A 22,705-nucleotide genomic window follows, 5' to 3' on the forward strand; every position below is an offset into this window, starting at 1 on the left:
CCCTTTTGGAAATTTTTTAATTATTTAATACTGTTCCCATCAAATACAAAACGAATATCATATGAAGCATTATAATTAATAATTGGGATATTAATTTTCACCTTGCCATTTAGTTTTTTTGACAAGTCAGCAACTTCAAATTCTACAACTCTAGTATTATCTTTTTTGTTTTCACTTAACACGATTGTTTCTACAAATTGACCATCTTTTTCTACTTGTAAACTTTTAATAGAAGCACTATCTTTCACTTTAAATGAAACATATTGTTTTCCATTTTTCACTGTTAATGTTGCTGGGCTTTCAAAATAACTATTCATTCTAGATGATTCATCTTTATCGCCTTTCCATACAGTAAAAGCAATATTATATTTTCCATCAGCTAGTTTTGTAGCAGCCTCTGCATCTTGTAAACCTAGTGTTGCGATAAACGTAAATAAAACAGCAAATACGCCAATAATCATTTTTAATTGTTTAAACATATATTCATCGCCCTTCAAAAGATTTATTTACTTAACTTCACTTTACGAATTAAGAAAACACCTGAAATAAGAATTAACGCTACAAATATTCCAATGCGTGCTTCATCACCTGTTTTTGGATTATCTGTTTTTTCAGCTTTTCCACTTTCATTTGTTCCTTTGCTTGCCTCTTTATTTGCTTCTTTACTCTCTTCTTTCTTCACTTCTTCTTTTACTTTTGTATCTGTTTTTGTTTGATCATTATTCTTTGTTACAGTAGTTGCTTTATTTTCTCCACCTACCGCTTTTACATTTGCATCAAACGCAAAGCGAATTGTGTAGTTATGGTCATAATTTACGTTCGGTACAACAACATGAATTTTTGCAGCTGCTGGCTTAGATAAATCGTCTATTTTAAACTCTACAGTTCTTTTATCTGCTGATTCATCTTTACTAACAACTTTTGCATCAACAAAATTCCCGTTTTCAGGTGCTTTAAATTCTGTAATCCAAGCACTATGATTCATCGGAATTTGTACTCTCATCTCACCATTTTTTACAACTAACTTAGCTGGTTTTTCAAAATAATCATTTGCCATTGAAGCTGAATCATTTTCCGCTTTTTGAATGACATAGTTAATATCATAAGTACCGTCAGCTAGTTGTGCTGAAACTTTCCCATATGGCATGACAAGAAAAGCTAGCATACATACGAACGTTATAATAAAAGCGGGTAATACAGAAATCTTTCTCATTTGGCTTACTTCCTCCTTGTTTATCTTTCATCCATACTTTTTTGAAAATGATAATTATTCTCAATTTATAAGAAAAAAATAATAATCCTCTATCATTATTTAATTGTAATTTATTTATGTAATATAGATATTATTGATTATCATTCTCACTACGTGTTAAAAATAATATCCCTCTCTATTCCTTATAAAGAGCGATTTACATTTTAACATAAGTCCCTATTCCTTTTGATGATTATCATTCTCAATGAAGGTCAAAAAAAAATAAAACCACCATTCTCCTACTCTATCACCTCTATCTACAAAATGATATCGTTATAGAAAACCTTATACCTTCCACTCCTCACTTTCCTTCAAATATTTCCACAACTAAGTCAATCTTAGCCTAATGCTATTTTTTTTGTCAACTATATTACGTATAAAATTTTTAATATCTAAATTTCCCTATATGCAATTTTTTCTACAAAAAAAGAGACTTTCTTTCATAGAAAGCCTCTTTTCACTATTTTTCTACAGCAACTTCTTGCTTTTGAAATAAAGAAACTACATATCCAATTGCAATTCCAATGATACCCGGAACTAGCCAACCAATCCCTACACTATATAGTGGAATTTTATCTAAGATAGGAGCAAGGGCCGCTACTTGAAGATTTGCATTATGCAATCCATCAAAGAAGCTAATTGCAAAAGAACCTACAATACCGCCTACATACATAGCTAATGGAAGACGAATATAGTTTTCAACAAGTGATAATACAATCAGTACGATACCAATTGGGTAAATTGCAATTAAAATCGGTAATGCTAATGCGTTTAACTGAGTTAACCCAAGATTTGCTACCATAAATGCTAATACACAGAAGATGAAAACAATCTTTTGATAAGAAAGCTTTGGTAATAAGGAAGAAAAATATTCCCCACAAGCTGCAACAATACCTACAGAAGTTGTTAAACATGCCGCTGTAATTGCGATCCCTAATAATAAAGTTCCGTAACTACCAAATAAATGATTTACAACGTTTGTTAAAATAATCCCTCCGTTTGCTCCCATTCCAAGAGACACACTAGAAGCTCCCAGATAAGCAAGTGCTAAATAAACAAGTAGTAAACCGAGCGCTGCAATAAATCCTGCAAAAATTGTTACTTTTGCAATGCTGTTCTTACTTGTAACGCCTTTTGCTTTTAAAGCATTAATAACAACATTTCCGAAAACAAGTGCTGCAAGTCCATCTAAAGTTAAATATCCATCAATAAAACCTTTAAAGAGCGGAGCATTATACGCTTCTGTCGGTGCACCAAATTCTCCAATTGGTGTAATAATTGCTTTACCTACGATAATTGCTATAACAGCTAACAAAATCGGAGTTAATACTTTACCGATGCGGCCCACTAATTTCGATGGGTTTAAAGCTAAATAGAAAGTTACTGCAAAGAAAATGAATGTAAAGATAACAAGTGGATACGATTGACCAGCTATCTCACTTGGTAAAAATGGTGCAACACTCATTTCATAAGCAACTGTTCCTGTACGTGGAACACTTACGAATACGCCTAAACATAAATAAATTGCAGTGATAAAAACAAGTGCGAATACAGGGTGTACACGTCCCGCTAGCTCATTAATATCTCCCTTTAGAGCTATAACAATTACCCCTAATAAAGGTAATCCAACACCTGTTACGATAAAGCCAAATAACGCGATCCATACGTCTGTTCCAGCACCTTGCCCTAAAGCCGGCGGGAAAATCATATTACCTGCACCGAAAAATAGTGCAAACAACATTAAACTTATTGCAAACATCTCAGAAAACTTTAAAGATGATTTCATTTCTACTAACCTCCTACATATTTTTATATTGACAAAATATTCTGAATTAAAAGCCGTCACATATCCTCTTTCAAGCATACTTCCCCGTAAAAGAACGCAAAAAACACCCGTCCCTAACAAAGGGACGAGTGTTGAAATCGTGGTTCCACCCTTATTCTAATAAAATGAATTTATAACAAAATAAGCTCATTTTATAGCTCGTGTAAATTGATAACGGTTTTATCCGCCAAGAATTACAATGCATCATGCAGTTCACTCTTGAAGTTTAGAGGTGGTAAGTTTGTCTTTCCGTATTAGGAAGCTCACAGCCTAGGCTTCCCTCTCTGAGAATCGTCAAAAACAACTCATGTCCTCATCATTACTTTTATAAAATATCTTGTCGAAACTTGTTGTTTTTTATTATATGGGCTATTTTTTAAAAAATCAATAGTTTTATTTTTTCTGACAAAAAAATATAGGGAGAAAATTTTTCCTCCCTATAACTGATTTATTAAAATGTCTAATTCCTCAGATGTAACGCTCCGCCATTTTCCCACTTCTAGATCGTCTAACTCTATATTCATAATACGAACTCGCTTTAACTTTGTTACAGTAAATCCGAAAGCACGGCTCATTCTACGAATTTGTCTGTTCATTCCTTGCGTTAAAACGATTCGAAATGTAGACTGATCAACTCTCGTCACTTTACATGGCTTCGTCATGCCATCTTTAATCTTTACACCACTGGACATCTCCTCAATAAACCAGTCTGTAAAAGGTTTATCAACTGTAACAACATATTCTTTCTCGTGCTCATGATCACCATGTAAAATTTGATTCGCAATTGTACCGTCATTCGTTAATAAGATAAGTCCTTCTGATGCTTTATCTAATCGCCCAACTGGAAATATCCGCTCTGGGTAATTAATATAATCAATAATATTATCTTCAATATGATCGGCTGCTGTACAAGTAATACCAACTGGTTTATGAAAGGCGATATACACCTTTTCTTTCTCTTCTTTTGCAATAACCTGTCCATCAATCGTTACCACATCATCATCGCTCACGAATGCACCGTGCGTACATATTTCGCCGTTAATTGCAGCGCGTCCCGCTTTAATGAGACGGTCTGTTTCGCGTCTTGAACAGGATTTTGCTTCGCTTATGTATTGGTTGATTTTCATAGCTTATTCCTTTTCCTATATATTAAAAGCGTCAATCTATGGCAATATCACTCTGCCACGATTGACGCTCTTTTACTTCGCAAAAACAACTAAATAAATAACCCCAATTACCAAAAATATTCCGCAACAAGCTAACAATACTTTTGCAAGTTTGTCCATAAACATATAATGGTTCCCCTTTGTTTCGTTGTTTGCTATTTTAATTCGACAACTGTTACGCCTAGGCCTCCCTCGCCCATGTCACCGTAGCGGTAGTTTTTCACACCGCGATGCTTCTTCAAGTAATCTTGTACACCTTGTCGAAGCGCTCCTGTTCCTTTACCGTGAATAATTGATACGCGCGGATAGCTTGCAAGCTGTGCATCATCTAAATATTTTTCAACGCGCATCATTGCATCTTCATAACGTTCACCACGAAGGTCAAGCTCTAATGAAACGTGATAATCTCTACCCTTCACACTTGCGACTGCTTTTTTCTCAGTTTGCTTCGGTGTATTAATGTATTCCATATTGGATTCTTTCACTTTCATCTTCAGAATACCAATTTGTACGCTCCACTCTGTATCACTTACCTTTTCAAGCAATTGACCTTTTTGACCGAACGTTAACACTTTTACTTCATCACCTGCGCGTAATTGTTGTTTTGGCGCTGTGTTTTTCACGTTTACTTTTTGTTTCTTCACAAGCTCTGGCGCTGCCCCTTCTAGACGGCTCTTTGCTTCAATAAGCTCATGGTCTTTCACGTTTATAAGCTGTGCTTTACGCAATTGACGGAGTTCTCGAATAATGCCTTCTGCTTCTTTCTTTGCAGCTTCGACTTTTTCTTCCCCTTCTTTTTGCGCTTTTAATAATTTTTCATCGCGCTCATCATTAAATTCAATAATTTGACGCTGTAATTCGCGATGCAGTTTTTCAGATTGCTTACGAAGTGCTTCTGCTTCGTTCCAGTCACGTTCTGCATTCTTTTGACTTTCTTCTAACTTCGCAATCATATTTTCAATTTTGTTTGTATCTGTACTAATGTGATTACGAGCTTGATCAATCACGCGATCAGATAATCCAAGGCGCTTCGAAATTTCAAAGGCATTACTACGTCCTGGTACACCGATTAATAATTTATACGTTGGGCTTAATGTGTTCACGTCGAACTCAACGCTCGCATTAATAACTTTCTCACGGTTATATCCGTATGCTTTTAATTCTGGGTAATGCGTCGTAGCAACTACGCGAGCACCACGATTACATACTTCATCTAAAATTGAAATTGCTAGTGCAGCCCCTTCTTGCGGGTCTGTTCCAGCACCTAATTCATCGAATAAAACTAAGCTTTCAAAATCAGCTTTTTCTAAAATATCAACAATGTTCACCATATGTGAGGAGAACGTACTTAAACTTTGTTCAATCGATTGCTCATCACCGATATCAGCAAAAATATGTTTAAATACACAAATCTCTGACTCATCCATTACTGGAATGTGAAGACCAGATTGTGCCATTAATACACAAATACCAACTGTTTTCAGCGTAACTGTTTTACCACCTGTATTCGGTCCTGTAATAACAATTGTCGTGAAATCTTTACCTAACATAATGTTATTTGGCACGATAATTTCTGGATCAATAAGCGGATGACGTGCTTGTCTTAAATCCATATAGCGCTCGTTATTTACGATTGGCTTCGTTGCTTTTATACGCTTCGCATAAAAAGCTTTCGCAAAAATGAAGTCAAGATTTGCAACTACTTCTACGTTAGATAAAACGATATCCGCTTCTACTGCCACTTCTTCTGTTAACATCAATAAGATGCGTTCAATTTCTTGTTTTTCTTTCACTCGTGCTTCTTGAAGCGCGTTATTTAACTCGACAATGACTTGTGGTTCAATAAATAACGTTTGCCCAGAAGCTGATTGATCGTGAACAATACCGCCATATACACCGCGGTATTCTTGTTTTACTGGGATTACGTAACGTTCGTTACGAATCGTTACAATCGCGTCAGACAGCATTTTTTGCGCGTTGGAAGAACGCGTCATGTTTTCTAACTTTTCACGAATACGGCTTTCCGCAGTACGAATTTGAGTACGAATACCACGCAGTTTATCACTTGCGCTATCGACTACTTCACCGCCATCACCGATGCAATTTGTAATTTTCTTTTCTAAATCATATAAAGATATAATTTGAGCGACATGAGTTTCTAAAATAGGAAGCTCAACACCATTATCAACCATATCTTCAATGAAACGTTTCATATTGCGACTACCATACATCGTATTTGCAATATCAAGTAGTTCATTTGGACTTAACATACTCCCAATCTTTGCACGCTTCACATTTGAGCGAATATCCGTAATACCACCTAATGGTGCACTACCTTTTAAACGAATGACTTTCGCTGCTTCATCCGTTGTATCTTGCATTTCTACAATTTCTTCAAAATCAGTGCTTGGCACTAAATGCTTCACTTTGTCACGGCCAAGTGAAGAGGCTGTATGTTCAAGTAATTGTTCTTTTACTTTATTGTATTCTAATACACGCAACGTTCTTTCTAACATGTTGCAGGTCCCCCTTGTGTTACTTATTACGTTTAATATAGTCTAATAAACGTTCGATATCCCACGTGTTAATCACGTTATTTTTTTGAATCCAACCTTTACGTGCTGCCGCTACACCTGTTTCCATATCTTCTAACATTTCAAGCGTATGAGCATCCGTATTAATCGCTACTTTTACACCAGCATCTTGTGCTTGTTTTAATAATTTCGCGCTTAAATCTAGACGATTTGGATTCGCATTTAATTCTAAAACTGTATTTGTCTCTTTTGCGAGTTCAATTAATAAATCTGTATCTACATCGTAACCCTCACGACGCCCAAGAAGGCGTCCTGTCGGATGGGCAATCATTGTGACATGCTTATTCTCCAGCGCAGCACGAAGACGTTTCATAATCGTTTCACGGTCTTGTGAGAAGCTAGAGTGAATCGCTCCAATGACATAATCTAATTCTGCTAATACTTCATCATCAAAATCAAGTGTTGCATCTGGTAAAATGTCCATTTCAATTCCGCGTAAAATTGTAATGTCTGGATACTTTTCGTTCATACGTTCAATTTCTTTCGCTTGTTCACGAAGGCGCTCTTTCGTTAAACCATTCGCTACTTTTAAGTATTGTGAATGGTCGGTAATTGCCATAAATTTATAACCACGAGCACGACATGCCTGTACCATTTCCTCAATCGAAAAGGCACCGTCACTCCACGTTGTATGCATATGTAAATCACCTTGTATATCAGAGAACTGAATTAAGTTCGGATACTCTTTAATTAATTCAATTTCTTTTCCATCTTCACGCACTTCTGGTGGAATGAATGGAAGACCGAAATGAGAGAAGAACTCCTCTTCTGTTTCAAATGTTCTCACTTCACCTGTTTCTAAGTTTTCTACACCGTACTCACTAATTTTCTCGCCTCTATCTTTCGCGATTTGGCGCATTTTTACGTTATGGTCTTTTGATCCTGTGAAATGATGAAGAGTTGTAATAAATTCTTCAGGTTTTACTAAACGGAAATCGATTGAAATATCATATTCATATTGAAGACGAACAGAAACTTTCGTATCTCCACTTGCGATTACTTCAATCATATTATCGAATTGCAGTAAATGCTCACGTACTGTAGCTGGTTCTGACGTTGCGATGATAAAGTCTAAATCTTTCACTGTTTCACGAACTCGGCGCAAACTACCAGCGCGAGAGAAACGAATTACTTCAGCAATATTCGACAATTTCTCCTCTATTTCCCCGGCAATAGGCAATACCATTGCGATTGGTAAACGCTCTGGACGAGATCCTACTTGATCGATTGCTTCTAATATTTTCTCTTCTGTCTTCTTACCGAAACCTGCTAAAGCTTGTACTTTATTTTCCTCACAAACCGCTTTTAGCGATTCCATATCAACAACACCAAGTTCTTTATATAACTTAGCTACCTTTTTACCACCAAGGCCTGGTAATTTTAATAACGGTAATAAGCTACTTGGCACTTCTTTTTCAAGTTCTTGTAATACTTCAGATGTTCCCGATTCTATATATTCTTGAATAACTGCCGCTGTTCCTTTTCCAATGCCCGGAATCTTCGTGAAATCTTCAATTTCAGAAAGACTGCGATCGTCACTTTCTAACGCTGCCGCCGCCTTACGAAATGCAGATATTTTAAATGGATTCGCGCCCTTTAGTTCCATAAACAGACCGATTGTCTCTAATAATTTAATAACTTGTTTTTTATTTACCTTCATCATTGCCCCGCCTTTCTTTCATAGAAAAAAACTCCTCTTTCCGAAAAAAGAGAAGTTATACTCTGCTACCTGTCTGCCATAGTTCCTTCACCTTTTCAGAAAGAATCGGTGTATCGTCTACAATTATTTTGCTAATTGATGATTTTTGTAATGGTGTTTGTATTTGTTCAATTGGAAGAATGTTTCCAACGATAATTAAAACAAACAAAATAATATATACTTCTAAAAATCCGAGGATTGCCCCCGCAAACGCATTGACTTGCTTTAAAACCGGTATTTCTGCAAACATATTTAACAAATTACCAAGTAATGAAAGTGCAATTTTTGTAATAATAAACAATATGATAAACGCAAGCGCTTGATAAAATACTGTCTCAATATTATTTGCATCAATCCATTCTGGAACAGATACGTTTTTATCAAATGGATACGGAATAAATTTCGCAAGTGCTGGCGCTAAATCTTTACAGTACCAGTATGCAACAAGGTATGCGATAATAAAGCTTGTTAATTTTACAAGTTGCAGAATAAACCCTCTGCGTAAGCCGAGGAAAAATCCCATAACAAGCAGTAAAATGATAATAATATCAATCATGTTATTCCATTCCTTTTTTTGTCATACTTTCTTTCAATTTCTCATGTTCTTCTTTTAATTTTATGTAATCGTGTATGACGTTTACCGCCGTCAATACCGCTAGTCTACTCGTGTCAAGCGAAGGATTCTTGGCATTGAGTTCGCGCATTTTATCATCCACAATCGCTGCTACCATGCGGATATGACTTGTACTTTCATCGCCAACAACTGAATATTGTTGACCATAGATTTCTACATTAATTCGACTTTTCTTTCCCTTTTGTTGTGACAACTCACCGGCCTCCAATCACGTACAGAATCCTAAAGTTTATCATACCATGAACCATCATATTATGGAAACAGAAAGAACAATCCGATATGATAAAAATAACAATATAAAAAAAGGGGCGACCACTATGTCAAATTCTATCGTAATTCAAACAAATTCTACAGTAATTGAAGACATGAAACAACAATACAAACAGGCACTTAGCCCAAAAACCCCACAAGGTGGAATCTTCATGGCAAAGGTGCCGTCTTGCACCATTACAGCTTATAAATCTGGAAAAGTAATGTTCCAAGGTGGCCGTGCTGAAGCAGAAGCTTCTCGTTGGCAAACTGTCTCTCAAACACCGAAAACAGCTGTAAAAAAATCTGTCGATTCACACCGTTATGCACCCCCTGCTTCCATCGGTACAATGTCTATCGTAGGGTCAGATGAAGTTGGTACTGGTGATTTCTTCGGACCGATGACAGTAGTTGCTGTATATGTGGATGCGAAGCAAATCCCACTGTTAAAAGAACTTGGTGTAAAAGACTCTAAAAACTTAAATGACGATCAAATTACTGCCATTGCAAAACAACTTCTACACGTTGTTCCTTATAGCTCTCTTGTCCTTCATAATGAAAAATATAACGAGCTATTTGATAAAGGAAACAACCAAGGTAAGTTAAAAGCTTTACTGCATAATAAAGCTATTACAAACTTATTAGCTAAAATTGCACCTACAAAACCTGAAGGCGTCTTAATCGATCAATTCACACAACCTGATACATACTACAAATATTTAGCAAAGCAAAAGCAGGTACAGCGTGAAAATGTTTACTTCGCAACGAAAGGTGAAAGTGTCCATTTAGCAGTAGCCGCTGCTTCTATTTTAGCTCGTTACTCATTCGTAAAACAGTTTGATGAACTAAGCAAAAAAGCCGGTATGCCACTTCCAAAAGGTGCTGGTAAACAAGTTGATATTGCAGCTGCTAAATTAATTCAAAAGCTTGGTAAAGAACGATTACCTGAGTTTGTGAAAATGCATTTCGCTAATAAGGAGAAGGCGTTTCGCTTATTAAAATAGTATCGACAAAAACAGGAGCCTACAAACTCCTGTTTTTTGTTTCACTCTACTATTGTCCTTTTGTTTTTGTTACAATTAGAATATACAGATTATTCTAACATAGGAGGAGATTCCCATTGCTACTTCTACAAATGATTCTAAATATTTTACTAGGCGATCCACACGAAAGACAGTTTGAAATTAGAGAAAACATTCAGCTACTAAGTGAACAACGAGAGTTCAACGATTTAATAGAGCGTTACGGCCGATCTTTCTTATTAAACTTTCGGATTCGAAGATTTATCGGGAAACACGATGCCCGCTTGTTAATACACAATCCAGCAAAACTACAACACTTCTGTGAGGAACTTGAATCTATGATTAGAAAAAAAGGATTGTTTACATAAGGAGGGACTTCATATGAACGCTGTAAAAGTTAAAAAGTTATTATATGTTTTTGTACACCTCGTAGGCCCACTTTCTTTCCTCACTATTTCTATCATTTGGGGAGCTTTTTTCACTACTAAATCCACATTCGAAAATTTATCTGATAGTCTTTGTGTGATGGCCATCTATTACGTGCTCATGAGCTTAATGTGGTTTTTCTATTTAGGTCGATTAGACAAAGATGTAGATAAAATTACAAAGGAAATTAATGATAATAAGGTGTAATACATATAAAAAAGGAGAGCCGCCAAGACTCTCCTTTTTTATGTTAGCTTCTTTTCTGCTTCTTATTTGATGAAGATACTTTATAAGAACCTGTTTCATGTGTCGTCGTTCCTTGTCCTTCTACTTCTGGAGAACCAAGGCTTGATCTTGAATGATCTTTTTTCACTTTTTTACTCATTTATATTCACCCCTTCGCGTTACTTTTTGCTACGGGAGAATAAACTATACAATATACAAAATAAAAAGCGAGAGGAAATCCTCTCGCTTTTTTCATATTTTAGAACTCAGAAGAACCTGGAGTTCTTGGGAATGGAATTACGTCACGGATGTTAGCCATGCCAGTGATGTACATTAGGAAGCGCTCGAAACCTAGACCGAATCCAGCGTGTTTTGTACCGCCGTATTTTCTAAGTTCTAAGTACCACCAGTAGTCCTCTTCGTTCATACCTAATTCTTTAATTCTGTCTACTAAAACGTCCATTCTTTCTTCACGTTGACTTCCGCCGATTAATTCACCGATGCCAGGAACTAGAAGGTCAGTAGCAGCAACTGTTTTACCATCTTCATTCATACGCATGTAGAACGCTTTAATGTCTTTCGGATAGTCAGTTACGAATACAGGGCGTTTGAAAATTTCTTCTGATAAGTATCTTTCGTGCTCTGTTTGTAAGTCAATACCCCATTCTACTGGATATTTGAAGTCAGCACCTGACTCTTGAAGCACTTTAATTGCTTCTGTATATGTGATACGACCGAAGTCAGAGTTGATTACGTTGTTCATGCGCTCAAGAACTGTTTTATCAACGAAGCTGTTGAAGAATTCCATTTCTTCTGGTGCATGCTCTAGTACGTATTTCATTGCATATTTCAGCATATCTTCTGTAAGATCCATTACGTCGCCTAATTCAGCGAATGCAATCTCCGGCTCAACCATCCAGAACTCAGCTGCATGACGAGTTGTGTTTGAATTTTCTGCACGGAATGTAGGTCCGAATGTGTATACGTCACGGAATGCTAATGCATAAGCTTCAGCGTTCAGCTGTCCACTTACTGTTAAGTTTGTTTCTTTGCCGAAGAAGTCTTTTGATTCATCAACTTGTCCGTCTTCACCTTTTGGTACGTTGTTTAAATCTTGCGTTGTTACGCGGAACATTTCGCCTGCACCTTCTGTATCACTACCAGTGATGATTGGTGTATGAACATGTACGAATCCACGCTCTTGGAAGAACTGGTGAATCGCAAATGCTGCGACAGAACGTACACGGAACGTTGCAGAGAATGCATTTGTTCTTGGACGTAAGTGAGCGATTGTACGTAAGTATTCAAACGTATGACGCTTCTTTTGAAGTGGGTAATCAGAATCTGATAAGCCCTCGATATCAATTTTTTCTGCTTTAATTTCAAATGGTTGCTTCGCTCCAGGCGTTGCAATTACTTTACCTTCTACTTTAACTGAAGAGCTAAGTGGAAGTTTTGCAATTTCTTTGAAGTTTTCTAACTCTGTATCGAAAACGATTTGAACGCTTTTGAAGAAGCTACCGTCGTTTAATTCGATGAAACCAAATGCTTTTGAATCACGTAAGTTACGAATCCACCCTGATACTTGTACTGTTTGACCTGCGTATTTATCTGTATCTCTATACAGACTTTTTACTAATGTGTTTTCCATAGTGAAATTCTCCTTTGCACATATATTTAAATACAAAAAAACCTTTCATCCATAAAGGGACGAAAGGTTAAACTTCGCGGTACCACCCAATTTGTCATAAAGACCAACTTTAACTCGTATGTAATACATACTTCCCGGTTTGTAACAGGCCGGATTCCCGTCTAAGCCTACTCTTGAATACAAGTTTCAATTTCGGTTAGCAACTCCAAGGTGTTCTTCACATATACCGCCTCATCAGGCTCTCACCGTCCCTGACTCGCTTTGGATTATAGTATATACTACTTTTCCTTATCATCGTCTTTCATTTTGTTAAACTAAAATTAATGTACTACATTCGAGAGAAAGATGCAAGATACCAAAAAATATATCAGCGATTTTTGTAATATATCGATTTTCCGACAATCGTGCCATAAAAAAAATTGCCGGACTTAATCCGGCAATTTTTTATTACTTACGTAACTCCGCACCAAATTTCTCTTCTACCGTTGTTAATACACGGTTATGTGCTTCTGTTACTTCTTCGTCTGTTAACGTACGTTCTGCATCGAAGTAGGTCATAGAGAATGCAAGTGACTTCTTGCCTTCTTCCATTTTTTCACCTTCGTATAAGTCGAATAACGTTACGTCTTTCAGAAGTTCTCCGCCAGCTTCAGCAATGACTTGCTTCATTTCGCCAGCTTTTGTTTCTTTTGTTACGACAACAGCCATATCACGTGTCATAGATGGGAAACGTGGAATTGCTGCGTAGTAAGTTTCTTCTGCGTCTGCACCAAATACTTTTACAAGAGATAATTCGAATACGAATGTATTTTTTACATCTAATTGTTTTTCTGCTTCTGGGTGCAATTGACCGATGAAACCAATTACTTCGCCATCTAATACGATGTCAGCTGTACGACCTGGGTGCATACCTTCACGTTTTGCTGGTGCATAAGTGATTTGGTTTGCAACGCCAAGTACGTCGAATAATCCTTCTAGTACACCTTTCACAACGAAGAAGTCTACTACTTTCTTCTCACCTTGCCATGCATGGTGAAGAGCAAGACCTATCATAACACCTGCAAGATGTTGTTCTTCTTTCGGAAGTTCTCCTGCTTCTGTTGGTAAGAAGACAGAACCTACTTCGTATAAAGCAACACTATCGTTTTTACGTGCCACATTATATGAAACAGCTTCTAGTAATTGCGGTACTAAGCTTAAACGAAGTTGGCTACGCTCTTCACTCATTGGAAGTGCAAGGTTTACAGGAGCTTTTTCATTTGGCTCAACCATATATTGCTTCGCTTTATCAGCGCTCGTTAATGAATACGTGATTGCTTCATATAAACCAGCACCTTCTAAGAAGCGACGTACTTTACGACGTTTCGTTTGTGCTGATGTTAATTTACCACGAGTCATTGTTCCAGAAGGTAATGTAACTGGAATGTGGTCATAACCGTATAGACGCCCCACTTCTTCTACTAAGTCTTCTGAAATTGTAATATCAGGACGACGTGCTGGTACATTCACATGGAATGTTCCTTCTACTTCTGTGAATGGGAATTTTAAGTTTGTGAACATTGTACCCATTTCACTTGCAGAAATATTTGTACCTAATACACGGTTTACTTTTTCAGCAGTAACAGATACTGTACGCTCTTGTACTTGTAAGTTGTCAGCTTCTACTACACCTTCAAGTGCTTCTCCACCAGCGTATTTCGCCATTAAAGCAGCTGCGTGTTGAATTGCTTCAAATGTACGTGTTGGGTCAATTCCTTTTTCAAAACGTGCACTTGATTCACTGCGAAGACCTAAGTCTTTTGATGTACGGCGTACTGTTTGACCTGCAAAGTATGCAGATTCAATTAAAACGTTTACTGTCTCATTTGTAACTTCAGAATCCGCTCCGCCCATTACACCAGCAACAGCTAAAGCTTTTGTTCCGTTTGTAATTACAAGGTGGTGGCTTTGTAACGTACGCTCTTGATCATCTAACGTTTCAATTTTTTCGCCTTCTTTTGCAAGACGAACAACGATTTCTTTTGAACCTAATTTATCGTAATCGAATGCATGTAACGGTTGACCGTATTCCATTAAAATGTAGTTTGTAATATCAACTACATTGCTAATTGGACGAATGCCAGCTGCCATAAGGCGCGTTTGCATCCACATTGGTGATGGACCAATCTTTACGTTTTTCACCATTTTTGCAATATATAATGGGTTTTCTTCTTTCGCTTCTACACTTACAGAAATGTAATCAGAAGTTTTTTCTGCCGTTTCTTGTAAGCTGATAGCTGGAAGTTTTACTTCACGGCCATAAATAGCAGCGACTTCATATGCAACACCTAACATGTTTAAGCAATCTGCACGGTTTGGTGTTAAACCAAGCTCAAGTACTTCATCATGTAAGTTTAAAATTTCAAGTGCGTCTGCACCAATTTCAGCGTCACTTGGGAAGATGAAGATACCGTCTGCATATTCTTTTGAAACTAACTTTCCATCAATACCAAGCTCTTGAAGCGCACAAACCATACCGTGCGAAGCTTCACCGCGTAGTTTTGCTTTTTTAATTTTGAAGTTACCAGGAAGTACAGCACCAACTTTTGCAACTGGTACTTTTAAACCTTTTGCAATATTAGCAGCTCCACAAATAATTTGAACGGGCTCTTCTTCACCGATATCGATTAAACATTTGCTTAATTTATCAGCTTCTGGGTGTTTTTCACATTCTAATACGTGACCAACTACAACACCTTTTACACCTTTATTTAATACTTCAACACCTTCTACTTCAATACCACTTTTCGTGATTTTGTCTGCTAGTTCTTGTGCTGTTACATCTTTAATATCTACATACTCTTGTAACCAACGATATGATACGAACATACTTATCCTCTCCTTCCCTTACGCTCGTTTGAATTGTTGTAAGAAACGTACATCATTTGTATAGAAATGACGAATGTCATCTACGCCGTATTTCAACATTGCGATACGCTCTGCACCCATACCGAATGCGAAACCTTGATATTCTTTTGAATCATAACCAGCCATTTCAAGTACGTTCGGATGAACCATACCTGCGCCTAAAATTTCGATCCAGCCAGTTCCTTTACAAGTGCCGCAACCTTTGCCGTGACACATCATACAAGAAATATCCATCTCTACAGACGGCTCTGTGAATGGGAAGAAACTTGGACGAAGACGGATTTCACGATCTTCACCGAACATCTTTTTCACGAATACTTGCAGTGTACCTTTTAAGTCACTCATGCGAATGTTTTTATCAATTACAAGACCTTCAATTTGCATGAATTGGTGTGAATGCGTCGCATCATCGTCATCGCGGCGATACACTTTACCAGGACAAATAATTTTAATTGGGCCTTTTTCTTTATTATTTTCCATCGTACGTGCTTGCACAGAAGATGTATGTGTACGTAGTAACGTTTCTTCTGTAATGTAGAATGTATCTTGCATATCACGCGCTGGGTGATCTTTCGGTAAATTTAATGCTTCGAAGTTGTAGTAGTCTTTTTCTACTTCTGTTCCTTCAGCTACTTCATAACCCATACCGATGAATACATCTTCAATTTGTTCAACAACAGCTGTTAACGGATGGTGACAACCTGTTTCAACAGGACGACCTGGTAGTGTAACATCAATTGTTTCCGTAGCTAATTTCGCTTCAATTACTGCTTTTTCTAAGTTACCAATTTTGTCGTCTAGACGCGTTTGAATCGCTTCACGTACTTCATTTACTAATGCTCCCATACGTGGACGCTCTTCTGCTGATAATTTTCCCATGCCGCGTAATACTTCTGTAATTGGACCTTTTTTTCCTAAATACGCTACGCGTACGTCGTTTAAGCCCTTTAGCTCTTTCGCTTCTTCAATAAGCTCTAACGCTTTTTGCTTTAGCTCTTTTAAACGTGCTTCCATTTGGAACCCTCCTAATTTTAAAAATAAAAAAACCTCGCTCCCAAAAAGGGACGAGGTAAATTCGCGGTACCACCCTAAATTGACAGACCAGGTCTGCCCACTCATTAGTTATAACGATCAATTCTGACCGGAACGCCTTTACATATATATGGTCCTGGCGTCAACTCCAGAGGTGAATTCACTTCCGTCTACCATAAGAATGCTTTCAGTCTAAGGCATTCTCTCCCTATATGGCGATTTTGTAAGTTACTCTTCTCTATCAACGTTTTTCGTTATTTAACTTTTAATATAATATACTTCAACTTATTATAAGAAGTTTTTTATTTGTTCGCAACTGGGCTTTGTAAATAATACGTTAAAATCCCTGCTGCAACCGCAACATTTAATGATTCTGCCCCGCCGTAAATCGGAATATACAAGTTTTGATCCGTTTTTGCAAGAATTTCTTGGCTTACGCCGCTTCCTTCATTTCCTACAATTAATGCAAAACCACCAGCTGGTGTTACTTCACCATACGGAACTCCATTTTCAAGAGCTGTTCCATATACAGGAACGTTATTTTCTCTTAACTTGTCTACCCACTCTTCTAAGTTCCCTTTTACAACTGGTAAATGGAAAATAGAACCTTGTGTAGAGCGAAGCACTTTACTATTATATGCATCAACGCATCCTTCTCCAAGCACAACAGCATGAATACCAGCTGCATCAGCTGTACGAATAATTGTCCCTAAGTTGCCCGGGTCTTGAAGACCATCTAATAAAAGAAACTTTCCATCTGCAAGAGCTACTTCACTCTCGTGTTTCTCACAAACAGCAAATACCCCTTGCGTCGTTTCTGTTTCACGTAGTACTTTTACGATTGCTTCAGGTACGATATACATTTCCACATCATTAACTGTCCAATCTTTCGGAAGATCTGTCTGATCAGAAACGATAAGTTCTGTTACAACTCCTGCTTTTAAAGCTTCTTCCACTAAGTGGAATCCTTCTACAAAAAATAAACCTTTTTTATCACGCTCTTTTTTCGTCTGCAGCTTTTTCCACTGCTTCACACGCGGATTTTGCACTGAATCAATGTTTTTCATAATATGTATTTCCCTCTCTTCTTGTCTTATCATTATAGCCTATTTTTCATACATATTTACATAAAAAAGAACAAAAACTAACGTCAGTTTCAATTCCGAAGAAGAGGTGAAAATAATGAGTTTTAATTTACGCGGTGCTGTATTAGCGAATGTATCTGGAAATTCACAAGATCAATTACAAGAAACGATTGTCGATGCAATTCAAAGCGGTGAAGAAAAAATGCTTCCAGGTCTTGGCGTTTTATTCGAAGTCATTTGGAAAAATGCTGATGAAAATGAAAAACACGAAATGTTAGGAACACTGGAACAAGGATTAAAAAAATAAACAATAAAAGGTCACCTTAGAAAAAAACTAAGGTGACCTTTTATGTCTATAAAATTTTTCTTCTCCTAAACATTTCTACTTTACTAACGCTACACAGATGGAGTACAATATTCAAAATACATTTAAACCGATCGATTTTCTTTATAGACACCATTAGATAAAAAGGAGTGAATGTTTTATGCACCGTATTACGCTTGAACAAATTTTCAAACACCATATTACACAAAAATACGTAAATCGTTCTGGGATGGTCCACGCGATTGCTGTCGCTTACCATGCGTTTCACTTAGCTAAAAAGCATCACGCCTCAGTCGATGCTGCAACAAAAGCTGGTTTCCTTCATGATATCGGACATCACACATGGTACAGTGAGGGAGAATGGGATTATGACTTGTATAAAAAGAATGATATACATGCGATTAAAGGAGCAGAAAGAGCTCATAAATTGCTTATTAGATTAGGAGAACATCCGAAACTAGCAAAAGAAATTTCTATCGCAATTCTTCTTCATACAGATTCTTTCTTAGTACAGCAAGAAATTGAAAGGACATCTCTTCAAAACATTATTAAATGGGCAGACGAAGCAGATGAAGAACCGGGCGGAGCGCATCATTATAGAACGATTTCTTATGAAAAAGCACTTAAAGCTATTCAGCAGTTAGACCGATTGGTAGAACGTGAATTACAAATAGAGCAATCAAAATCGAATAACAAGGCAGAACATAGTTATCAATGAGAAAGAGGCATCACTATAGGGTGATACCTCTTTTATTATTTTATGGAAAATACACCTTTACCCCGCATTAACGGGTAGTAAGACCCCCCCCAAAAATTCAGCGGAAGTAAAGAAATTAGGTGGGGGAATCAACTGCCCGTAAAAGCCCGATTGGTGAGGGCTGATAATGAGTGGGGGATAAACCTCCCCACTCATTAAAGTTTCACTTTATATGTAATATTTAAATATTACATATAAAAACAAAACACTTTATAATTAAATATACAAATATAAAGAGGTGATTTTACAAATGCAACCATCTACACAACTTTCTAATGAACAGAAATACTCTATGTCATGGGGACAATTTATTAGCTCCGTTTTATTCGCTTTTTTCGGAACCGGACTTATCACTGTGTTCCTCGCAATGCCCTTAACAATTTATACAGCCGGTCTTACAGATAAAAAACAAATTGCCCTGTATGAATCTATTGCAAATACTGCAAGTATCGTATTACAACTAGCCGTGTTGTTATTCTTCATTTTTAAATTCGAACCCGCAAAAAAATTACTACTAAAATCTTTTAACTTTAAAGCACTTAAAGAATGGCGTACATACGTATACTTACTTCTTTTCTTCACTATAAATATTTTACTCAATTACATCTTGTTAAATTATATGTTCCAAGACGCAACAAAGCAGCAATCTTCCGCACTTAACTTAGATGTTTTCAAGCAGTATCAAATATTATTACTTCTCGGCTTCGCAATACTTACACCAATTTTTGAAGAGCTGATTTTCCGTGGTTTTATACTCCGCTTCTTCTCAGAACGCTTTCCATTTTGGATTGCAGCTATCGTAACAAGCTTCTTCTTCGGTATCGCTCATACATACTCACTTGGCGTAATGGTAATTACTTTCTTCATGGGATTATTAATGGCTATTTTATGTAAAAAAACAAAATCCATTATTCCAACTATGTTATTTCATATTATGAATAATATGTTGGCATTTTTGAGCTAAAAATAGGTATTATTGCGATACCTATTTTTACTCTTTTATCACAACTTCAAACTCTTCCGTTTGCATAGAACATCAATGTAAAATCATTACTGTCTGTAAATATTAGCTTCAAAATATCATTTTTACTACACTGATGAATTTTTTGTATAAATATTCTATAATCTTTATATATAACTATAAAATAAGAAAGGATAGGTGATTCACTATTATACAAGCCACACAACTAACTTACCCACAAAAACACCCTATGTCACTCTCACAATTTCTATTTTCACTCGTTTTTGCGATTTGGGGAACAGGATTTCTAGCCGACCTCTTTATAGGTCTTCCTACCGTTATTTATACAGAAGGTTTAACCGATCCAAAACAAATTGCTTTAACAAAATCACTTACTACTTTTGGGAGGCATTTATTTGTATTGTGCATTTTATTAATTTTAATTTATGCATATAAGCCATTAAGAAATTTAATTGTCCCAACACTAAACTTTACAGCATTAAAAAAAGTAAGCACATACATCTATATCATTCTTTTTTATGGACTACATATCGTTAATGATATATTTATAATTAATAATATTTTTCCTGATGCGGTAAAAGAGCAGTCATCCGCTTTAGACCTAGAAATGTTAAAACAATACAAACTATTATTACTAATAGGTGGCGCTATACTTGTACCTATTTTTGAAGAACTTATAGTCCGTGGTATTATTCTTCACTTCCTACAACAGCGCTTCCCATTTTGGATTGCAGCGTTTGGGTCTAGCTGCCTCTTCGGAATAGGTCATATATACTCAACTGGTGTGATGTTTAGTATGTTCATCATGGGTCTATTTATGGCCATTTTATGTAAAAAAACAAAATCCATTATTCCAGCTATTTTATTACACATGCTGAATAATACCATTGCATTGTTATAAAACTTCCATCAGTAGTGGATTCTTTATCCTACACTGATTACTTCTTACTTAAAAATCAAATTTATTAGTGACACCCCAATTCCAGCTATGTTATTTCATATTCTGAATAATATGTTGGCATTTTTGAGCTAAAAAGAGGTATCATCACGATACCTCTCTTTACTCTTTTATAACAACTTCAAACTCTTCTTCCGTTAACACTTTTCGATAATTCGTTTTCTTTTCTCCCTCTTCACCAGAAGTTAGGACAGGTGTCAGTATAATTTTCGTTACATTATCCTCTAGTTTTTCAAACCGCCAATAACTATTTTTCGATAGTGTAAGGCCTGAATGTGGTATTAACTCTTTTCCCTCTTGATCTTTCGCGATAAATTTCACCTCTAATTTCGTTCCATTCAACATCTTATAGTTCAACTTCGCAGATATAGGAGAAACTTTTAAATCTTCCACTTCTATTTTTTGGCCATTTTCTAATTTAAAATGCTTATGGATTGGGATTGTTTTCGTTTCAGCTTTTATTTTGTCTCCAGACGCTTTGAAGGAAAAGCCCCATTCTCCTTTCCATGTTGAATTGCCCTCTTTTAAAGAAATATCCCTATATACAACTTGTACATCACATTCTCCACGAATTTCTAGAGGATCCATTTCATCATCTTTTAAATCTATATTTGAGAAAAATGTATACGTGTACTCATTTATTTTCTTGTCTCCACCACTACCACTGCCATTTAACTGTTTTCCATTTATATAAATATCAGGACTAGGATAAGAACCCTCTAAATTGATTCGACTAGACTTAAACGTACTATTAACAATAATCTGCCCTTCATCTATCATCACTTCATCTAACCGTACTTCTACACCGTTATCATAAACTGTTTGTCCTATTGTCGTTTTATATTCTTTTAAAGGTTCCCCTCTACTGTTCACGTAGTCTTCCATTTTACTTCCGATTAACGGTATATCCGCAATCATCCTTCTCATATCTACAGTCATCATCATAATAAATAATGCCGCAGCCGATGTTACAATCGCTACATTCCGTTTCGTATGAGCTTTGTTCTTGTTTATTTTTTTACGAACTCGCTTTTTTATTTTCTGTTTCTCTATGTGAGTTAAGTTAACCTCTTCATATTCATTCTCATCCATTTTCATATCATTTAACATTTCATATGGATCTTTCATTTTCTTCACCTCTTTTCTTATTTATTTCATCCGGTTATGTAAAAATAATGACCTTAACTTCTTCCGTCCTCTCGATAGACGATTGTATATAAAAGAAGTTTTCACTCCCATTTTCTCTGCAATATTTTCTACACTATCTTCTTCCACATAATGCTTCATAAAGATTTCTTTATCGTTCTTCTTTAAATGATCTAATATATGTTCCATATCATTACTAATTTCATTTTTAGTCGTATCGGTATGCGCCGCTATTTCACCTATTTGATCTAACCCTTTTTCATTTACTGTTTTCGCATATTTCCTCGCATAGTCGATAGATTTATATTTTGTAATAGCCGCAATCCAATTTTTCAAAGTATTTTTCTCCTCATCATACTTTTCAATATGATTCCAAATCGCTAATAACACATCATCCATACATTCCTCTTGTACATCTTGAAATGAAGCTAAATGCTTCTGAATAATACTTTTTATAAGTCCACCGTACTGGTCGATAATAAAGTATAATGCTTTTTCATTCCTTTTCCTTAGCTGCATTGCAACGTTCTCTTCTGTAATTTTCATATGCACCCTCCTCTCTAACGTTCTCTATATCTATTAATTCGTATCATTACTTCTCACTTCTATCAATTTATACATATTTATTAATAATATCCAAAATAAACCTCCTGTAGTAAAAACTGATTACATAGAAGGAGACTATATATGTTGAGCTTACTTTGGGTTGTTTATATGCCACTTCTTGTTTTATGCGGATTTTTCGCTGGTATATTAGGGGTTATCTTCTG

22 protein-coding genes, 1 pseudogene and 3 other annotated features are annotated in these 22,705 nt (G+C 36.3%); of the genes and pseudogenes, 8 read left to right on the forward strand and 15 right to left on the reverse strand.

The features are described 5' to 3' along the window. Positions 1-20 precede the first annotated feature (20 nt). From QCI41_RS13210 to zapA, 8 genes are all read right to left on the reverse strand, one after another. On the reverse strand, positions 21-479 hold the full coding sequence (locus QCI41_RS13210) for an NEAT domain-containing protein (protein ID WP_002107604.1): 459 nt from the start codon (positions 477-479) through the stop codon (positions 21-23). Between the two features lie 23 nt (positions 480-502). Next, positions 503-1,213, reverse strand: a complete 711-nt coding sequence (gene isdC / locus QCI41_RS13215; RefSeq protein ID WP_060486521.1) for a heme uptake protein IsdC — start codon at positions 1,211-1,213, stop codon at positions 503-505. Positions 1,214-1,712: 499 nt separating this feature from the next. Continuing rightward, positions 1,713-3,038, reverse strand: a complete 1,326-nt coding sequence (brnQ6, locus tag QCI41_RS13220) for a branched-chain amino acid transport system II carrier protein BrnQ6 (RefSeq protein WP_353837330.1) — start codon at positions 3,036-3,038, stop codon at positions 1,713-1,715. A gap of 117 nt (positions 3,039-3,155) precedes the next feature. Further along, positions 3,156-3,406, reverse strand: a binding site (T-box leader). A gap of 108 nt (positions 3,407-3,514) precedes the next feature. Beyond that, on the reverse strand, positions 3,515-4,204 hold the full coding sequence (locus QCI41_RS13225; protein WP_353837329.1) for a 23S rRNA pseudouridine(2604) synthase RluF: 690 nt from the start codon (positions 4,202-4,204) through the stop codon (positions 3,515-3,517). Positions 4,205-4,398: 194 nt separating this feature from the next. Further along, complete coding sequence (locus tag QCI41_RS13230) at positions 4,399-6,759, reverse strand: endonuclease MutS2 (protein WP_353837328.1); 2,361 nt, start codon at positions 6,757-6,759, stop codon at positions 4,399-4,401. Between the two features lie 19 nt (positions 6,760-6,778). Next, positions 6,779-8,497 (reverse strand): DNA polymerase/3'-5' exonuclease PolX, encoded by a 1,719-nt coding sequence (gene polX / locus QCI41_RS13235; RefSeq protein WP_353837327.1) that lies wholly within the window; start codon positions 8,495-8,497, stop codon positions 6,779-6,781. Between the two features lie 55 nt (positions 8,498-8,552). Further along, positions 8,553-9,092: a CvpA family protein gene (locus QCI41_RS13240; RefSeq protein ID WP_000565411.1), complete on the reverse strand. Its 540-nt coding sequence runs from the start codon at positions 9,090-9,092 to the stop codon at positions 8,553-8,555. 1 nt (position 9,093) lies between these two features. Next, complete coding sequence (gene zapA / locus QCI41_RS13245) at positions 9,094-9,363, reverse strand: cell division protein ZapA (protein ID WP_000082701.1); 270 nt, start codon at positions 9,361-9,363, stop codon at positions 9,094-9,096. Positions 9,364-9,487: 124 nt separating this feature from the next. Here zapA and rnhC point away from each other — a divergent pair, with 124 nt between their 5' ends. The 3 genes from rnhC to QCI41_RS13260 all read left to right on the forward strand — a co-directional run bounded on the left by rnhC (position 9,488) and on the right by QCI41_RS13260 (position 11,074). Continuing rightward, positions 9,488-10,423: a ribonuclease HIII gene (gene rnhC / locus QCI41_RS13250; RefSeq protein WP_098048075.1), complete on the forward strand. Its 936-nt coding sequence runs from the start codon at positions 9,488-9,490 to the stop codon at positions 10,421-10,423. A gap of 116 nt (positions 10,424-10,539) precedes the next feature. Next, on the forward strand, positions 10,540-10,809 hold the full coding sequence (locus tag QCI41_RS13255; protein WP_000925542.1) for a hypothetical protein: 270 nt from the start codon (positions 10,540-10,542) through the stop codon (positions 10,807-10,809). A gap of 13 nt (positions 10,810-10,822) precedes the next feature. Continuing rightward, positions 10,823-11,074, forward strand: coding sequence for a hypothetical protein (locus QCI41_RS13260; protein ID WP_353837326.1), 252 nt, complete (start codon positions 10,823-10,825; stop codon positions 11,072-11,074). A 43-nt stretch (positions 11,075-11,117) separates the two neighbouring features. On the opposite strand, the gene QCI41_RS13265 is transcribed toward QCI41_RS13260, so the two are convergent. From QCI41_RS13265 to QCI41_RS13285, 5 genes are all read right to left on the reverse strand, one after another. Next, positions 11,118-11,252: a YuzL family protein gene (locus tag QCI41_RS13265; RefSeq protein ID WP_046958756.1), complete on the reverse strand. Its 135-nt coding sequence runs from the start codon at positions 11,250-11,252 to the stop codon at positions 11,118-11,120. Positions 11,253-11,351: 99 nt separating this feature from the next. Continuing rightward, a complete protein-coding gene (asnS, locus tag QCI41_RS13270) occupies positions 11,352-12,743 on the reverse strand; it encodes an asparagine--tRNA ligase (RefSeq protein ID WP_000432171.1) in 1,392 nt (463 codons plus the stop codon). A 52-nt stretch (positions 12,744-12,795) separates the two neighbouring features. Continuing rightward, positions 12,796-13,047, reverse strand: a binding site (T-box leader). Positions 13,048-13,190: 143 nt separating this feature from the next. After that, positions 13,191-15,611 (reverse strand): phenylalanine--tRNA ligase subunit beta, encoded by a 2,421-nt coding sequence (gene pheT / locus QCI41_RS13275; protein ID WP_353837325.1) that lies wholly within the window; start codon positions 15,609-15,611, stop codon positions 13,191-13,193. 18 nt (positions 15,612-15,629) lie between these two features. Then, positions 15,630-16,664: a phenylalanine--tRNA ligase subunit alpha gene (pheS, locus tag QCI41_RS13280; RefSeq protein WP_000388217.1), complete on the reverse strand. Its 1,035-nt coding sequence runs from the start codon at positions 16,662-16,664 to the stop codon at positions 15,630-15,632. Positions 16,665-16,707: 43 nt separating this feature from the next. Then, positions 16,708-16,936 (reverse strand) — a binding site (T-box leader). A gap of 48 nt (positions 16,937-16,984) precedes the next feature. Continuing rightward, a complete protein-coding gene (locus QCI41_RS13285; protein WP_137036649.1) occupies positions 16,985-17,782 on the reverse strand; it encodes a TrmH family RNA methyltransferase in 798 nt (265 codons plus the stop codon). 82 nt (positions 17,783-17,864) lie between these two features. Between QCI41_RS13285 and sspI the strand changes: the two genes are divergently transcribed. The 4 genes from sspI to QCI41_RS13305 all read left to right on the forward strand — a co-directional run bounded on the left by sspI (position 17,865) and on the right by QCI41_RS13305 (position 20,732). Beyond that, positions 17,865-18,074 carry a small acid-soluble spore protein SspI gene (sspI, locus tag QCI41_RS13290; protein WP_000009511.1) on the forward strand — a complete coding sequence of 70 codons (210 nt, stop codon included), beginning with the start codon at positions 17,865-17,867 and terminating at the stop codon, positions 18,072-18,074. A gap of 178 nt (positions 18,075-18,252) precedes the next feature. Beyond that, positions 18,253-18,810: an HD domain-containing protein gene (locus QCI41_RS13295; RefSeq protein ID WP_000554785.1), complete on the forward strand. Its 558-nt coding sequence runs from the start codon at positions 18,253-18,255 to the stop codon at positions 18,808-18,810. 289 nt (positions 18,811-19,099) lie between these two features. Beyond that, positions 19,100-19,813: a CPBP family intramembrane glutamic endopeptidase gene (locus QCI41_RS13300; RefSeq protein ID WP_353837324.1), complete on the forward strand. Its 714-nt coding sequence runs from the start codon at positions 19,100-19,102 to the stop codon at positions 19,811-19,813. Positions 19,814-20,060: 247 nt separating this feature from the next. After that, on the forward strand, positions 20,061-20,732 hold the full coding sequence (locus QCI41_RS13305; RefSeq protein ID WP_483299051.1) for a CPBP family intramembrane glutamic endopeptidase: 672 nt from the start codon (positions 20,061-20,063) through the stop codon (positions 20,730-20,732). A 159-nt stretch (positions 20,733-20,891) separates the two neighbouring features. Here QCI41_RS13305 and QCI41_RS13310 read toward each other — a convergent pair whose 3' ends face one another. Together QCI41_RS13310 and QCI41_RS13315 are read right to left on the reverse strand one after the other, a co-directional pair. Further along, the gene (locus tag QCI41_RS13310; protein ID WP_353837323.1) at positions 20,892-21,917 is read right to left on the reverse strand and encodes a DUF4179 domain-containing protein; all 1,026 of its coding nucleotides are present in this window, start codon (positions 21,915-21,917) and stop codon (positions 20,892-20,894) included. Between the two features lie 21 nt (positions 21,918-21,938). Then, on the reverse strand, positions 21,939-22,481 hold the full coding sequence (locus QCI41_RS13315) for a sigma-70 family RNA polymerase sigma factor (RefSeq protein ID WP_353837322.1): 543 nt from the start codon (positions 22,479-22,481) through the stop codon (positions 21,939-21,941). A 141-nt stretch (positions 22,482-22,622) separates the two neighbouring features. On the opposite strand from QCI41_RS13315, the pseudogene QCI41_RS13320 reads away from it, so the two are divergent. Then, a pseudogene (locus tag QCI41_RS13320) lies at positions 22,623-22,700 on the forward strand (DNA-binding protein); the annotation flags it as partial. Positions 22,701-22,705: the final 5 nt, after the last annotated feature.

Origin of the sequence: Bacillus cereus group sp. MG4 (assembly GCF_040460055.1) — a bacterium.
GTDB lineage: Bacteria > Bacillota > Bacilli > Bacillales > Bacillaceae_G > Bacillus_A > Bacillus_A wiedmannii.

What these genes read in the sequence shown, in the direction of transcription:
- QCI41_RS13210 (WP_002107604.1), bottom strand. Translation starts at nt 479, where the DNA reads ATGTTTAAACAATTAAAAATGATTATTGGCGTATTTGCTGTTTTATTT.
- isdC (WP_060486521.1), bottom strand. Translation starts at nt 1,213, where the DNA reads ATGAGAAAGATTTCTGTATTACCCGCTTTTATTATAACGTTCGTATGT.
- brnQ6 (WP_353837330.1), bottom strand. Translation starts at nt 3,038, where the DNA reads ATGAAATCATCTTTAAAGTTTTCTGAGATGTTTGCAATAAGTTTAATG.
- QCI41_RS13225 (WP_353837329.1), bottom strand. Translation starts at nt 4,204, where the DNA reads ATGAAAATCAACCAATACATAAGCGAAGCAAAATCCTGTTCAAGACGC.
- QCI41_RS13230 (WP_353837328.1), bottom strand. Translation starts at nt 6,759, where the DNA reads ATGTTAGAAAGAACGTTGCGTGTATTAGAATACAATAAAGTAAAAGAA.
- polX (WP_353837327.1), bottom strand. Translation starts at nt 8,497, where the DNA reads ATGAAGGTAAATAAAAAACAAGTTATTAAATTATTAGAGACAATCGGT.
- QCI41_RS13240 (WP_000565411.1), bottom strand. Translation starts at nt 9,092, where the DNA reads ATGATTGATATTATTATCATTTTACTGCTTGTTATGGGATTTTTCCTC.
- rnhC (WP_098048075.1), top strand. Translation starts at nt 9,488, where the DNA reads ATGTCAAATTCTATCGTAATTCAAACAAATTCTACAGTAATTGAAGAC.
- QCI41_RS13260 (WP_353837326.1), top strand. Translation starts at nt 10,823, where the DNA reads ATGAACGCTGTAAAAGTTAAAAAGTTATTATATGTTTTTGTACACCTC.
- QCI41_RS13265 (WP_046958756.1), bottom strand. Translation starts at nt 11,252, where the DNA reads ATGAGTAAAAAAGTGAAAAAAGATCATTCAAGATCAAGCCTTGGTTCT.
- asnS (WP_000432171.1), bottom strand. Translation starts at nt 12,743, where the DNA reads ATGGAAAACACATTAGTAAAAAGTCTGTATAGAGATACAGATAAATAC.
- pheT (WP_353837325.1), bottom strand. Translation starts at nt 15,611, where the DNA reads ATGTTCGTATCATATCGTTGGTTACAAGAGTATGTAGATATTAAAGAT.
- pheS (WP_000388217.1), bottom strand. Translation starts at nt 16,664, where the DNA reads ATGGAAGCACGTTTAAAAGAGCTAAAGCAAAAAGCGTTAGAGCTTATT.
- QCI41_RS13285 (WP_137036649.1), bottom strand. Translation starts at nt 17,782, where the DNA reads ATGATAAGACAAGAAGAGAGGGAAATACATATTATGAAAAACATTGAT.
- sspI (WP_000009511.1), top strand. Translation starts at nt 17,865, where the DNA reads ATGAGTTTTAATTTACGCGGTGCTGTATTAGCGAATGTATCTGGAAAT.
- QCI41_RS13295 (WP_000554785.1), top strand. Translation starts at nt 18,253, where the DNA reads ATGCACCGTATTACGCTTGAACAAATTTTCAAACACCATATTACACAA.
- QCI41_RS13300 (WP_353837324.1), top strand. Translation starts at nt 19,100, where the DNA reads ATGCAACCATCTACACAACTTTCTAATGAACAGAAATACTCTATGTCA.
- QCI41_RS13305 (WP_483299051.1), top strand. Translation starts at nt 20,061, where the DNA reads ATGTCACTCTCACAATTTCTATTTTCACTCGTTTTTGCGATTTGGGGA.
- QCI41_RS13310 (WP_353837323.1), bottom strand. Translation starts at nt 21,917, where the DNA reads ATGAAAGATCCATATGAAATGTTAAATGATATGAAAATGGATGAGAAT.
- QCI41_RS13315 (WP_353837322.1), bottom strand. Translation starts at nt 22,481, where the DNA reads ATGAAAATTACAGAAGAGAACGTTGCAATGCAGCTAAGGAAAAGGAAT.